Raw genomic sequence first — 13,512 nt, forward strand, 5'->3', positions numbered from 1 at the left:
GAACTTCCTGATGTAATGCAGGTTGCAGATAGATTTCATTTACATCAAAATTTATTAGAAGCAGTCAAGAAAGCTTTAAATCGCGAGGTGCCTGCCACTATTGCTATCCCACATAATAATGATATTGTATCCACAGGTTTACAAGAAGAAACTGTGGATGGTAGTAAAAAAAATCCCATCTGATGTGGATAACTTTCCGGTTTTTAATAATAAATGTTATCAACTTATTCTGCAGATACAAAAATACAGTCAGGAAGGCTGTAGTAATCGCGAAATAGCTAGGAGACTTGGTATTGGTAGAAATACAGTAAGCAAATATAAAACAGGTGATCCCAAGTTACTCTATCAATATGGAATTCGCCAAAGTAAGTTGGATGTTTATCGGGATTATATTATGCAGTGTCTAAATAATGGTCTTAGCAAGAGTAAAACTGTTAAAGCTATATATGAACAAGGATATGACGGCGGAATGACGAATGCATTTGACTATCTTAAAAAAATAGAACGAGAATACAATAAAAAATTTGAGCCACAACCATATGTCAGAACAATGACAGAGGCTCTTAAATATAGGACAGGTTCTATAGGAAAGAAATGTGATTATATTACAAGAAATGGTGTATTTAATCACTTATGGATGAATACCGAGTTGACTAGCAATCACAAAGGATTCATATTTGAGAAATATCCTATACTTCATAAGATACAGAAATGCATCAGAGAATTCCGCAAAATTCTTGAACTTAAGAGCGCTCCATTGCTTTACTTATTCATTGAAAGTTATAGAAACAGCGAATTAACCGAAATCAAGTCTTTTACTAATGGCTTAAGCAAGGATATACAGTCTGTTGAAAATGCAGTAACATACAATTATAGCAATGGATTTGTTGAAGGAACAAACAGCAAGCTCAGATGATAAAGCGGACAATGTATGGACGGTGTAACATCCCGTTGCTAAGTGCAAAAATGATGTTGCAAAAACCTGGTATAACGGATAATTGAGGATGAACCCACCGCACCGGAATATTCAAGAACTGAGTAATATTTTTATAACCAAGCCTAATCTGCTGTTGTACCGTCGCTTCCTACATGGAAGCGTGGATTGAAATTTTGATTTTATTTGGTGAAGGTGTTGCCGTTGATACAGTCGCTTCCTATACGGGAGTGTGGCTTGCAAAAGCTGCCAATCATCCGTAATTTGTCGCTCCCTTCATGGGAGCGTGGATTGAAATCAGGTGATACTTATTGGGGTGTCTGACAGATTGGTCGCTACCTTCATGGGAGCGCGGATTGAAATGATATAAGGGATATACACAACTGATACCCCTTTTTGATCGCTTCCTACATGGAAGCGTGGATTAGAATTGCTGATATGATTGAATATTTGTGTCTGGTACAAACATAAATAGGGCTTAGCATTGTTGCTGAATATTTCTAAAGTTTATAGGTGAATATTCTGTAATAGTTTATAATTGTATTGATAGTAGTAACCATCATGGAAGATAATTCAAAATGGTATCAGGAGTATAAAAATGGAGTCTCTATCGTTCCAAATCAACTGAAATTAAAAAATATGAAACGATATTCCAATAGACTGGGAGAAGAAACGGATTTAGCGGATTGATTGGTATTATTCAATTCGAAGGTGAATTAACACCCTTTGTCCCATGGTTGTATGCAGCTCAGATTCTACATATCGGACGCATATAACTTTTGGAATAGGGGGGTGGCAGTGGAATTCATTTGAATTAATTATGGACCTATCATAGAATTTAACGATAAAAAAACATGCATGGATTCAATAAATTCCATGCATGTTTTCTTATATAAGAAATTTTATATGTGAATAATCTAAAGTATTTACATATTGGGTGGATAGTTCACCGTATTTTTGGGAGACTGATTTATCTATGCCCATTAACGTTCCGACTATTGATGTAACATAGTTTATAAACTCATCTATGGATATGGTTAAATCGTTATTATAATACTGATACAGTATCTCCCGCCTTGCTCCGGCGTCGGCCATGCGTATTAAATTAAGCTCGCTGTCCGATACCGTAATATTAAAATCCCGGATGTAATTTAAATGCAACCCGCCGACAAAGGGGGATAAAAGCTCATAGTTTGATTGTGCCATACTGACTTCATAATAAAAGCGCTTGTTGTTATGGTCATTAAGGATGATATAATAATATATTTTTGAAGCATAAAAATGCTTCAAATAGCTGTCTGTATCTTTAAGATTCTGCCCATCCAGAAAGCTATAAATATCCAGCATGAAGGTATTATAAATTTCTTTTATAATATCATCCTTCTTATTGAAATAATAGGGTATGGTGGATAAGGAAACTTCGGCCTCTTCTTTTATCATATTTATTGTTGTGCTGTTATAGCCATGGTGATAAAAGAGTTTTTTTGAAGCTGACATTACCTTGTTCCGCGTATCGATACCCTTTTTATACATATTTTCAGATTTGCTCATAGAGTACCTCTCGCCATTTAGCTCATCATCATATAAACTATAAGCCTTAACATTTTTTCTCTCTGTTCTTCGGACATATCTTTAAAATACTCTTCTCCTAATTTTTCAATCAACAATTCATATTCTGTTTTTTTCTCCATGATATTCCCTCCTAATATTTGCCGTTATCTCTTACATATTCGTTAACGGCTCTTAAATTTTCAGGTTTTGCGTCTTTTGCATTATGAAGTATTACATTGGAGCAGAATATATATCCGCCGCCGGGGGCCATGTCATCTAAAAGGCTTTTGGTATAATCCACGCACTCTTCTTTTGTACCATACATTAATTTATTAACGGGCATGCCGCCGGCTATGCACATTATGTGGCCTAATTCTTTTTTTGCTTTTCTTATATCGTCATCCTCAAAGAGTCCTACTACGGTATTTTTAGGCAATTCCTGCAAATAGTCATATAGGTGCTCCCAGTTTCTTTCAAAATAACAAAGTGCTTTATAGCCCTTTTTGCTGAAGGCATCCAGTATCTTTTTGAAGGAAGGCCAGTAAACCTGTTCAAAGGCCTTGGGGCGTAAAAACTGCGGCACATGAAGAGGTATGAAAATCATATGTCCGGGTATATGATTCGGATATGAATCTTCTATCATCTGAAGCAGGTAATCAGCAAGTGCGTCACAGGCTTCTGCAACCTCCTGGGGCCTCCTTCTTATATCCAGCATGGTGCCTTGAAAATCCCTTAGAAAGTCCAGGATTATATCAAGAGGCATGAACATTGTGGCTCCCCTGCTTACTAAAATGCCATGCTCGTCTTTAAGCCTCTGGGTATTCCTTTTTCCAAGGTCTAAAAATGCGAAGAGCTCATCAACGGCAGAAGCAAACCTCTTATATTTTTCTTCAAAGCTTATGTCTTCGGTGAAAAGGCCGTATTTTCTGGGGTATAACACATTAAGCATGAATTTAGCCGGGTCCTTTGCCAGCTCCTTGTACTCATCGGCATTCATAATCTCAGCGGCTCCCCCTTCAACCTGCAGTGAATCGGTAACTTTAAAGGTTCCGCCTCCTAATTTGTTGAAGAATTTCATCGCTTTGGTCACTCCGGAATACATCGTGGAATCCCAGAAAAAGTCCAGCATGATTTTTTCATAAGCCCTGTATTGCTTTTCCTCATCTTCGATTACTTCTTTGAGAGTATATCCAGCATAGTGTATGGCATAATTATCCACCATTGAATACACGGGTACTCTGTCGGGAATTCCTCTGTTATATACTTTTTCCATTCTTTCAACCCTCTCGTTATAGAGAGCCTGTAAATCAGCCATTGTTTTTAACCTCCAGTTTTTTAAAAAGTATGGATTGCAGCTTTAATAATAGAGCAAGTGTAATATTTAGTTTCTGCAAATATCAGTGCGTTTATTATACGGAGTATACTGATATTGTGAAATATGTTAATAATATGAATATTGAAAAAAACTCAATATTTACTGTTTTTATTTTATAAGAACTGTTTTTTAAAGTCAATAACTGAGTTTCAGATAAAAGTCAAATATAAGAGAAATGCTGGTATAAAAAGCTTTGACACCAGAGAAAATAGGGTATATTCTTTATGATTGTAAGCATCCTGTATTTATATTAAATATATTAAGGAGGTATTTGTATTATGAAGATAGTCAATTATTTAGACATTGAAGGAATGGAATTCCCGGCAGGCAGAAGAACCAGGGTGGTTGTAGGACCAAATGGTGCGCTGGAAGCCGAGCATTTTGTCCAGGGTATGGTTGTAATTTACCCCGGAGGTTCTGTGCCATTACATGATCATGCCGAAGAAGAAGTGTATTTTATTGTATCGGGTTCCGGAGAGATGACTGTTGGCGAGGAAACTGTGGCTGTTAAAGAAGGGGATGCAGTCTATATAACCCCTACACTGCCTCATTTACTTAAAAATACCGGCAAGGATGATATGAAAATGATGTTTACATATGCGCCAAAGAAAATCGCGGATCATTGGGAACAGGAAAAGCAGGGCCATTTAAAATAAGCAGAAATAAAGTTGTAATATGATAACGTTTGCTTAAATTTACTGTTTTATAATAGAAAATGTGTAAAATTAACAAATACAATGACAGCACGCTGTTTATTAAGCATGGGAATATTTGCTTCGTTATATTGGCTTAAGAAACAGTAATATGAGGTTGACAAGCCATTACACGTGTATGTAAAATAAATATGAGTGAATATTTAATCTAGTTATATCTATACATATGTATGGGTATTATTTTATGCAATAAGTGCAATCGATTGCAGGAATTGCATAAAGCGTGATTTTTAATTATCTGTATAAGAGATTTTTAACTTTTACGGATAATTAAAAATAAAATACTTAAACTATTATCAAAAGGAGGAGAAGTAAATGAAAAGACTATTAGCAATTCTTTTAGCAGCATTTATGACTTTAGGCCTTGCTGCTTGCGGTACTTCAAACCAACCCGCACCAACTCCAACTCCAGGGGGCAACCAACCTTCAGCTGAAGGTGACATCGTTATAGGTGTGCTTCAGGACATAACTGGCCCTACATCCACACTCGGTAAAATGATTCAGGACGGTGCTCAGTGGGCAGCCGATGAAATCAATGCAGCCGGTGGTGTAAACGGCCGCAAAATCCAGTTAAAAACATATGACACAAAAGGTGACGTTCAGGAAGCAATAAACGCATTTACACGTATGGCTACAACCGATAAGGTAACAGCGGTCATTGGACCTCCTGTTGCAAACATAGGTATAGCTATAGCACCTATTTCCGAGAACTATAATGTTCCGGTACTTGCTTTTGCAATCGATGACAGAGCAACAATAAAAGATGACAAAACTCCATACAAAAACATGTTCCTTTTCCAGCCCTCAGCTATGCAGCAGGGCGATATCATGGCAAACTACGCTGTAACTGAAAAAGGCTTCAAGAAATTCGGCATAATTTACAACCAGGCAAATGCATATTCTGTATCACTTGTTGATGCATTCAAAAAATCTGCATCCGGCCTTGGAGCTACAATAGCAGCCGAAGTACCATATCAGCCTACTGATAAAGATTTCAAAACAATGTTAAATAAAATAGTGGCTGAAGGCGTTGATGCCATTTATGCTCCTAACTACACTCAAGAGCTTATACTAATTGTACAGCAGGCCCGTGCAATAGGCTACGAAGGCCCGCTTGTTTGCGGACTTGATGCAGCTCCGCCTTTCCCAAGCCTTGCAGGTGCTGATGCAAACGGTATAATCTACATCAACAACATTACAGAATCAGAACCCCAGATTCAGAGCATAGCAAAAGCATACAAGGAAAAGAAAAACAGTGATGCAACCAATAAATTCTTCCTTGGATACGATGTTATGAAAATCATTGCAAAAACCGTTGGCGAAGTTGGTGACGATTCAGTAGCTATAAGGAACGCCGTTGAGAAATTAACAGGTTATCAAGGCTTGACAGGCAATATTACAATTGACCCTGCAACTCACCAGACTAAAGGCCTTGAAATGGTTATGCATGAAATAGTAGATGAACAGCCAAAAATGATTAAACGCTACGCAGTTCCTGAAAAGAAATAATCAGCTTAAATCAGTTAAAAGTTTACTTTATAAACCAAACCCCATAAGTTGGGCTTTCAATCCCCCCTGCATGTTGCAAGGGGGGATTGATAATAAAGGAGGAAAGCAATGTCACTGCAGATTATAATAAACGGTTTAGCATTGGGCTCGGTTTATGCCCTTATTGCTACTGGCTTTTCACTTATATTCAATGTACTGAAATTTTCTAACTTTTCCCATGGAGCATTGATGACACTAAGTGCATTCATAGGTTATTTTGTTTCCGTCGCCACTGGATGGAAATTGATTCCGGTTATTGCCGTATCAATGCTGGCAGGAGGGCTTATAGCCCTTATAGGTGAGTTTGTAGCCTTCAGAAAAATAACAATCCGCAATACATCACCTGTTTATTTTTTCGTTTCATCAATTACGCTTGGAACTTTATATGAGGGCATAGTTACTATTTGGGTGGGCCCTAATTTTTATAATTTCCCCCGCTTTTTTAAATCTTCGGTTATAAGATTCAGCGGTTTAGTAGTCTCAACATCCGACTTGATTATGTTTATTTCTTCAGTCATAGCGCTTGTATTATTGGTACTTTTAATTCAGAAAACTAGATTGGGCCGCGCTCTTCGTTCAGTTTCATTCGACAGGGATACGGCCGGTCTTATGGGTATAAATGTATTTGGAACAATTCAGTTTGCATTTTTGCTTTCAGGAGCCTTGGCCGGTTTGGCCGGTGTGTTCTTGGGAATAAATTATACGCTTTTTCCGCAGCTTGGAAACCTTGTTGTAAAAGGATTTATAGCTTCGGTTATCGGCGGCCTCGGGAGTATTTCAGGTGCGGTCATAGGGGCTGTTTTGCTCGGACTTATAGAAACTTTGCTTATTAATTTTGTAGGCTCCGGATATGCGCCGGTATTCTCTTTTGTTATCATGCTGGTATTTTTGCTGGTAAGGCCTCAGGGTATTGCCGGTTCCAATATACAGGAAAAGGCTTAGGGGGGATTATACAGATGGAATTTTATTTAGCCATAATTACTTTTACAATGATTTCTGTTATAGCTGTTTCAGGTATATACGTTCTTACAGGTTTGACAGGTATGTTCTCCCTTGGCCAGGCGGCTTTCATGGCAATAGGTGCTTATGTATCCGGTGTTTTAGTTGTTAAAGCCGGACTGCCCTTTGGAGTTGCAGCCTTGATTGCTATTATAGCAAGCGTTTTCGTAGGTTTTATTGTAGGCCTGCCAACGGTCAGGCTCCGCCGCGACTATATATCACTGGTTACACTAGGATTCGGAGAGGCTATTACAGCATTATTAAATCAGACTCAGTCATTGACGGGCGGGGCACTTGGTTTTTCAGGAATCCCAAGATACACAACCGTTACCGTGGCGCTTATATCTGCCGTAGTCTGTATTTTGCTGGTCAGTTATTTTAAACAGTCAAAATACGGTAGGCAGTGCATTGCATTGAAGAGTGATGAGCTTGCAGCAAAGGCTATGGGCATCAACGTGCCAAGGATAAAGATGATTGCATTTTTATTTTCCGTTGCAGTGACATCTTATTCCGGAGTTTTATATGCATTCTATACCACATACGTTGACCCGGGACTCTTCGGGTGGAAAAGAAGTGCGGAGTGGGTTATCATGGTATTCTTCGGAGGAGTCAACAGCCTTACGGGTTCTATCGTAGGCACCATTATTTTAACTGCCCTGCCTGAAGCCCTTCGTTTCGCGTCGGCTTACAGGACTGTATTCTATGCCATTTTGGTCTTAATCATTATTAATTTTAAGCCTACAGGTTTATTTGGTGAATATGAGATAACCTTAAACAATATAAAGAAATTATTTGGGAAAAAAGGAGGGAAGCAAGATGTTGCTTGATGTAAAAAGTATAAATAAAAGCTTTGGAGGCGTTAAAGCAATACAGGGCTTCTCTCTTACGGCAGAAAAAGGAGATATAGTCGGGATAATAGGACCTAACGGTGCGGGAAAAACCACTATATTCAATGTTGTAACCGGCGTATATACTGCAGATTCCGGTAATGTTTTATTAAACGGCAAAGATGTAACAAGATTGGAACAGTATCAGATAACCCGTGAGGGCATATCCAGAACCTTTCAGAATATAAGGCTGTTTAAGGGGTTGACTGTACTTGAAAATGTAATGTGCGCTTTTGACCCGGCATCGAAGTATTCAGTTGTAGGCGGGCTGCTCCCGACACCTAAGCGCCTCGCTGAAGAAAAAAGAGGAAGGGAGATTTGCGAGCATTATCTTGAGATAGTCGGATTATCCAGATTTCTGCATGAGCGTCCGGAAAACATGGCTTATGGATTGCAGCGCAAGCTTGAGATAGCCAGAGCACTGACCTGTAACCCCAAAGTACTGTTGTTGGATGAACCGGCTGCCGGATTAAATCCTACTGAAGTAAAAGAACTTACGGACTTAATAAGTAAATTAAGCCGGGATATTGGCTTTGCCATTTTGTTGATAGAGCACCGCCTTGAGCTGGTTATGGGAATCTCCCATAAAATATACGTGCAAAATTTCGGCAAGACCATTGCTGTAGGTACTCCTCAGGAAATAAGGGAAAATCCAGAGGTAATTGAAGCATATCTCGGAGAGGAGGAAGATAAATGTTAAAGGTTAAGAATCTAAGTGCCGGCTACGGACATATTGAAGCGCTGATAGATGTTTCAATCGAAGCGGAAAAAGGCCAGATTGTCAGTATAATAGGTTCAAACGGCGCCGGAAAAACCACTCTTCTTCGCTGTATTTCAAGTATGCTGAAACCCTCGTCGGGAAGTATAGAATTTTTATCGGAACCTATCCCGGGAAAACCCCACAAGGTGGTTGAAAAGGGTATAGTCCATGTACCGGAAGGGCGGCGCACATTTTCGGGATTAACTGTAAGAGATAATCTTTTAGTAGGCGGTTATATCCATAAAGGAAAACAATTAGAAGAAGATTTGGAAAAAAACTATAAACTCTTTCCCATTTTAGAAGAGCGTAAAAACCAGTATGCCGGCACTTTATCCGGCGGAGAGCAGCAGATGCTTGCTATAGCCAGAGGTTTGATGTCAAGGCCTAAAATGATGCTGCTGGACGAACCTTCACTTGGGTTAGCGCCGATGATAGTAAATCAGGTTTATGATTTAATACTGAAAATCCGCGACAGCGGTATTACCGTACTTCTGGTTGAGCAGAATGCCCGTAAAGCTCTCGGTATATGCGATAAGGCATATGTACTGGAAAACGGAAGGATTTCTTTAAGCGGTACCGGATGTGACCTTTTAAATTCAGAGGATATTAAGAAGGCATATCTCGGCGGTTAATAAAAAAGTTGCAAAATATATTAAAATGCCAATAAATTAATCATGGAGGCTTTAATATGATACGTCAATGGAATGAAGAATCTCTTGACCACAGAAATACCCTTTTATATGCCATGGGCATATCGGAAGAGGATGCTAAAAGGCCGGTTATAGGTATTATTAATTCATGGAATGAAATGAACCCCGGACATTTTCCTTTTAAAGATGTTATAGAAGGAGTTAAAAGAGAGATATATGAAGCCGGTGGACTTGCTCTCGAGCTGCCGGTTACCGGTATTTGTGACGGAATATGCTCAAATACTCCGGGTGACAGATACACACTGCCGGCACGTGATATGGTATCATCTGAGGTGGAAACCCTTGCAGAGCTTAACATGCTTGAAGGCATGATTATGATGAGCAGCTGTGATAAGGTTGTACCCGGAATGATTATGGCGGCTTTAAGGGTCAATATTCCTACGGTTATGTTTACCGGCGGTTTTATGGCGCCCGGCTCTCATAACGGGAAAATGCTTACCCTTACACATACTAAACAGGCGTATGCCGCCTATATTGCCGGAGATATTCCTGTTGAAGAATATAAAGCAATTGTAAGAAATGCCTGCCCAACACCTGGGGTATGCCCTTTTATGGGTACGGCAAACACAATGTGTGCTACTGCTGAGATTTTAGGCTTGTCACCTCATGGAAATGCCAGTGTCAGGTCACAGACAAAAGAATGGATGGATATGGCATTAACTGCTGCCCGCAAGATAGTTGAGCTGGTTAAAAATGAAGTCAAGCCCCTTGATATCATAAATCAGGACAGTCTTGAGAATGTAGTCCGCTATATGATGGCTACAGGAGGCTCTACAAATTCTATTTTGCATATTCCTGCAATTGCAAGGCAGGGAGGCTTTGACATTACTCCGGAATTCTTTGATAAAATCAGCAGGGAGATTCCTGTAATCAGCACAATATATCCAAACCACCCCACATATACCATGGTTGATTTTTCAGCTGCCGGAGGATTGGGCGCTGTTTTGTCCGAGCTTGCAAGGGCAAGCAAAATCAATGTTGAAGCTAAAGGCATGTTTGGAACTATAGCTGATAAAATTGCCATTTCATCAAATAAGAATGAAGATATAATAAAGCCGGTAAAATCCCCTATAAATGAACAGGGAGGATTGGCAGTTTTAGCCGGTAACATTGCCACAGACAGCGCAATCGTTAAATTTTCTGCTGTCGAAAAAGAAGCCTGGAAGTTTACAGGGCCTGCAAAGGTTTATGATTCACAGGATGATGCATGGCATGCGATTTTAAAGGATGAAATAGTTGCAGGTGATGTGGTGGTAATCCGCTACGAAGGGCCTAAAGGCTCACCTGGGATGCCTCATATGGAGACATTTATGGCTGCCGTTTTAGGAAAGGGCCTGGGAACCAAAATTGCGCTTGTATCTGACGGCCGTTTCTCAGGAGCGACAGGAGGGCTTGCTATAGGCCATGTTTCGCCTGAAGCTTATGAAGGCGGAAATATAGCATTTATTAAAGATGGGGATCCAATAGAAATTGATATTGAAAAACGTGTCCTCAAGGTAAATGTATCGGATGAGGAATTCGAGAAACGGAGAATTGGGTGGAAGCCTGTTGAAAAGCCTGCATCAGGATGGCTGAAGCTTTATAGGAAAAACACAACTTCTGCCCATAAAGGCGCTACGGTTTACTGGGATTAACTTTATGATGCAGAAGTAAATGCATAGGGCATGTGTGTTTCAAAGGCAATGCGTCAGATGTTTTCTATATAAATGTTTTTAATGTTTTACATGGTCATAAAAGGTTGATATAATGTTAAATCATTAGCATTTTTATAGAAAATTTTGGTATGGAAGATCGGGGTGGAATTGCACATGACAATAAATCTAAAAACAGTTGCAGAATATGCCGGTGTATCATCCAGCACAGTTTCCAGGGTGATAAGCGGTAAAAGTTACGTAAATGAAGATACGAGAGAACGCGTCTTAAAAGCCGTAAAAGAGCTGGGCTATACCCCCAACACTCTTGCCAAGGGATTGAAAATGGGCCGGACAAATACTATAGCACTTATGGTGCCCAGCATTGAAAACGAAATATTCCCTATAGTAACAAGAGGGGTAGAAAATACCGCCCGCAAAAATGGCTTTACGGTTATATTGTGCAATACCGATGAGAATGCAGAAGTAGAAAAAGAATATATAAATAAGCTTCAAAACAGGTGGATTGACGGTTTTATTATATCTTCAATGCTGCCTAGCAGCGACCATATAAGAAAACTTAAAGCCGATGGGTTTCCTGTAGTTTTAACATCACGTTTTTATGATGATTCCATTGATGCTGTTGTAATTGATAATTACCGGGCAGCTTATGACGCAGTTTCCTATCTTATCAGAACTGGGCACAAGCGTATAGCCATAGCTGCAGGGCGCAAGGATCTTTCAATTTACCAAAAAAGGCTGCAGGGGTATATGGATGCACTTAAGGCCCACGGCATAGAAGTGGACGAAAGCCTTATTATGGAGGAGACCAGCGGTCCCAACAGTTTTTATTATCTTACCCAAAACCTTTTAAACAGAGGAATAAGGCCCGATGCGGTTTTTGCTACCAGTGACCCGAAAGCAATTGTTATTATAAGAGCAATCAAGGACCGGGGTTTGCGTATCCCTGCGGATATATCCGTAATGGGATTTGATAATATTGAAGTAAGTGCGCTTATTGACCCGCCATTGTCCACCGTTTCCCAGCCTCTTTATGAGATGGGGGTTTTAGCGGCTAAAAAGCTTATTGATATGATAAAAGCCAAGGAAAAGAATGTGATACCGTCAAAACCTGTAATTGACTATATGAATACGGATATAATAATCAGAAAATCCACTCGCTAGATTTTATATGAATAGATTCATAAAAATAGGCGGCCTGCTGATCAGTTGTGGTCTTGCAGGTCGTATCTTTATTCTGAAGGTTTATCAAAGGAGGAAGTACAAATGGAACTTCTAAATAGAGTAGGAAGGGTATTTGAACCCGGCAAAGTAGATTTTTTGACAAGAAAGGTAGCTGAACCTAAAGCTGAACAGGTTGTAATAAAAATCGTTTCCAGTGCCATCTGCGGCAGTGATCTTCATATTTTTAAAGGAAAGCACCCGTCAGCCCCCCTGCCTGTAACCATTGGTCATGAATTTTCTGGTGATGTCGTTGCTGTTGGGAGCGAAGTCAAAAGAGTAAAAATTGGCGATAAGGTGACGGTTGAACCGGTTATGGTATGCGGAAAATGTCCGGCCTGCAGGACGGGAAATTATGGCTACTGTGAGAATATAAGCTTTACTTACCGCAATGGAGATGGAGCTATGGCCGAATATATAACCATAGAAGAGCCTTATGTATATAAACTTCCGGAACACTTGTCCTATAATGCAGGAGCTTTGATTGAGCCCCTGTCTGTGGCTGTTCACGCTGTTAAAAGAGCGGATGTTAAAATGGGAGAGAAAGTTCTGATAATAGGCGCAGGGGCCATAGGTATTCTGATTGCAGCATTATGCAGAAAGTGCGGTGCAACGGATGTCATAATATCCAACAGTTCACAGAGGCGTCTTGATATGGCATTGGAACTGGGTGCCACAAGGGGTATAAATACATCAAAAGAGAATATTTATGAAGCTGTCAGTGAGATTACAGGGGGAACAGGCGTGGATAAAAGCTTCGAATGCGTCGGTATCGAGGAGACATTCAATCAAGCTATGATGACGCTTAAGAAAAACGGATTGGCGACTATTATTGGAATTTTTGAAAATCCAAATATAACAATTCCGGCAACTCGTTTCATCACTCATGAAATTAAGGTCCAGGGTTCTCAAGGCTATTGCTGGGACTTTCCCGTTGCCCTTGAAATGTCTAAAGAAATTGACATCGAAAAACTGGTCACTCATACATTTAAGTTAGATGACCTTCAGAAGGCACTTGAAACATCACTGGACAGAAAATTTGGTTCCATAAAAGTAATCATAAATCCATAGAAAAGGGGCATTATAGTTAGTAGCAGCATAGCCTTACAATTGACATTAAAAGGCAGGTATGATAGTATTATTTTAATTATGCAAACGATTG

13 protein-coding genes and 1 pseudogene are annotated in these 13,512 nt (G+C 39.7%); 11 read left to right on the forward strand and 3 right to left on the reverse strand.

Features of this window, described 5'->3' with window-relative positions; translation table 11 throughout:
* Positions 1 to 183: pseudogene (locus tag OXPF_RS07870) on the forward strand (ISL3 family transposase); the annotation flags it as partial.
* Positions 158 to 916, forward strand: a complete 759-nt coding sequence (locus tag OXPF_RS07875) for a transposase (protein WP_054874661.1) — start codon at positions 158 to 160, stop codon at positions 914 to 916. The pseudogene OXPF_RS07870 and the gene OXPF_RS07875, both read left to right, overlap by 26 nt.
* 906 nt (positions 917 to 1,822) lie before the next feature.
* Here OXPF_RS07875 and OXPF_RS07880 read toward each other — a convergent pair.
* The 3 genes from OXPF_RS07880 to OXPF_RS07885 are packed head-to-tail and all read right to left on the reverse strand — an operon-like array spanning position 1,823 to position 3,800.
* A complete protein-coding gene (locus OXPF_RS07880; protein ID WP_054874662.1) occupies positions 1,823 to 2,485 on the reverse strand; it encodes a TetR/AcrR family transcriptional regulator in 663 nt (220 codons plus the stop codon).
* A gap of 17 nt (positions 2,486 to 2,502) precedes the next feature.
* Positions 2,503 to 2,625, reverse strand: coding sequence for a hypothetical protein (locus OXPF_RS23360; RefSeq protein ID WP_278308366.1), 123 nt, complete (start codon positions 2,623 to 2,625; stop codon positions 2,503 to 2,505).
* Positions 2,626 to 2,636: 11 nt separating this feature from the next.
* Complete coding sequence (locus OXPF_RS07885) at positions 2,637 to 3,800, reverse strand: uroporphyrinogen decarboxylase family protein (protein WP_054874663.1); 1,164 nt, start codon at positions 3,798 to 3,800, stop codon at positions 2,637 to 2,639.
* Between the two features lie 338 nt (positions 3,801 to 4,138).
* On the opposite strand from OXPF_RS07885, the gene OXPF_RS07890 reads away from it, so the two are divergent.
* The 9 genes from OXPF_RS07890 to OXPF_RS07930 all read left to right on the forward strand — a co-directional run bounded on the left by OXPF_RS07890 (position 4,139) and on the right by OXPF_RS07930 (position 13,421).
* Positions 4,139 to 4,516: a dimethylsulfonioproprionate lyase family protein gene (locus tag OXPF_RS07890; RefSeq protein WP_054874664.1), complete on the forward strand. Its 378-nt coding sequence runs from the start codon at positions 4,139 to 4,141 to the stop codon at positions 4,514 to 4,516.
* Between the two features lie 372 nt (positions 4,517 to 4,888).
* Positions 4,889 to 6,082, forward strand: a complete 1,194-nt coding sequence (locus tag OXPF_RS07895; RefSeq protein WP_054874665.1) for an ABC transporter substrate-binding protein — start codon at positions 4,889 to 4,891, stop codon at positions 6,080 to 6,082.
* Between the two features lie 108 nt (positions 6,083 to 6,190).
* Positions 6,191 to 7,063, forward strand: a complete 873-nt coding sequence (locus OXPF_RS07900) for a branched-chain amino acid ABC transporter permease (RefSeq protein WP_054874666.1) — start codon at positions 6,191 to 6,193, stop codon at positions 7,061 to 7,063.
* 14 nt (positions 7,064 to 7,077) lie between these two features.
* Positions 7,078 to 7,947: a branched-chain amino acid ABC transporter permease gene (locus OXPF_RS07905; protein WP_054874667.1), complete on the forward strand. Its 870-nt coding sequence runs from the start codon at positions 7,078 to 7,080 to the stop codon at positions 7,945 to 7,947.
* A complete protein-coding gene (locus OXPF_RS07910; protein ID WP_054874668.1) occupies positions 7,937 to 8,707 on the forward strand; it encodes an ABC transporter ATP-binding protein in 771 nt (256 codons plus the stop codon). Before OXPF_RS07905 ends, OXPF_RS07910 begins: the two co-directional genes overlap by 11 nt.
* Positions 8,701 to 9,399, forward strand: coding sequence for an ABC transporter ATP-binding protein (locus OXPF_RS07915; protein ID WP_054874669.1), 699 nt, complete (start codon positions 8,701 to 8,703; stop codon positions 9,397 to 9,399). Before OXPF_RS07910 ends, OXPF_RS07915 begins: the two co-directional genes overlap by 7 nt.
* Positions 9,400 to 9,455: 56 nt before the next feature.
* The gene (gene ilvD, locus OXPF_RS07920) at positions 9,456 to 11,111 is read left to right on the forward strand and encodes a dihydroxy-acid dehydratase (protein ID WP_054874670.1); all 1,656 of its coding nucleotides are present in this window, start codon (positions 9,456 to 9,458) and stop codon (positions 11,109 to 11,111) included.
* 174 nt (positions 11,112 to 11,285) lie between these two features.
* A complete protein-coding gene (locus OXPF_RS07925; RefSeq protein WP_054874671.1) occupies positions 11,286 to 12,293 on the forward strand; it encodes a LacI family DNA-binding transcriptional regulator in 1,008 nt (335 codons plus the stop codon).
* Positions 12,294 to 12,395: 102 nt separating this feature from the next.
* Positions 12,396 to 13,421 carry a zinc-dependent alcohol dehydrogenase gene (locus tag OXPF_RS07930; protein ID WP_054874672.1) on the forward strand — a complete coding sequence of 342 codons (1,026 nt, stop codon included), beginning with the start codon at positions 12,396 to 12,398 and terminating at the stop codon, positions 13,419 to 13,421.
* Positions 13,422 to 13,512 lie beyond the last annotated feature (91 nt).

The organism is Oxobacter pfennigii (assembly GCF_001317355.1).
Taxonomy (GTDB): Bacteria; Bacillota; Clostridia; order Clostridiales; family Oxobacteraceae; genus Oxobacter; species Oxobacter pfennigii.

Bases quoted from the DNA above. Each gene is read 5' to 3' on its own strand.
- OXPF_RS07875 (WP_054874661.1), top strand. From the start codon at position 158: ATGGTAGTAAAAAAAATCCCATCTGATGTGGATAACTTTCCGGTTTTT.
- OXPF_RS07880 (WP_054874662.1), bottom strand. From the start codon at position 2,485: ATGAGCAAATCTGAAAATATGTATAAAAAGGGTATCGATACGCGGAAC.
- OXPF_RS23360 (WP_278308366.1), bottom strand. From the start codon at position 2,625: ATGGAGAAAAAAACAGAATATGAATTGTTGATTGAAAAATTAGGAGAA.
- OXPF_RS07885 (WP_054874663.1), bottom strand. From the start codon at position 3,800: ATGGCTGATTTACAGGCTCTCTATAACGAGAGGGTTGAAAGAATGGAA.
- OXPF_RS07890 (WP_054874664.1), top strand. From the start codon at position 4,139: ATGAAGATAGTCAATTATTTAGACATTGAAGGAATGGAATTCCCGGCA.
- OXPF_RS07895 (WP_054874665.1), top strand. From the start codon at position 4,889: ATGAAAAGACTATTAGCAATTCTTTTAGCAGCATTTATGACTTTAGGC.
- OXPF_RS07900 (WP_054874666.1), top strand. From the start codon at position 6,191: ATGTCACTGCAGATTATAATAAACGGTTTAGCATTGGGCTCGGTTTAT.
- OXPF_RS07905 (WP_054874667.1), top strand. From the start codon at position 7,078: ATGGAATTTTATTTAGCCATAATTACTTTTACAATGATTTCTGTTATA.
- OXPF_RS07910 (WP_054874668.1), top strand. From the start codon at position 7,937: ATGTTGCTTGATGTAAAAAGTATAAATAAAAGCTTTGGAGGCGTTAAA.
- OXPF_RS07915 (WP_054874669.1), top strand. From the start codon at position 8,701: ATGTTAAAGGTTAAGAATCTAAGTGCCGGCTACGGACATATTGAAGCG.
- ilvD (WP_054874670.1), top strand. From the start codon at position 9,456: ATGATACGTCAATGGAATGAAGAATCTCTTGACCACAGAAATACCCTT.
- OXPF_RS07925 (WP_054874671.1), top strand. From the start codon at position 11,286: ATGACAATAAATCTAAAAACAGTTGCAGAATATGCCGGTGTATCATCC.
- OXPF_RS07930 (WP_054874672.1), top strand. From the start codon at position 12,396: ATGGAACTTCTAAATAGAGTAGGAAGGGTATTTGAACCCGGCAAAGTA.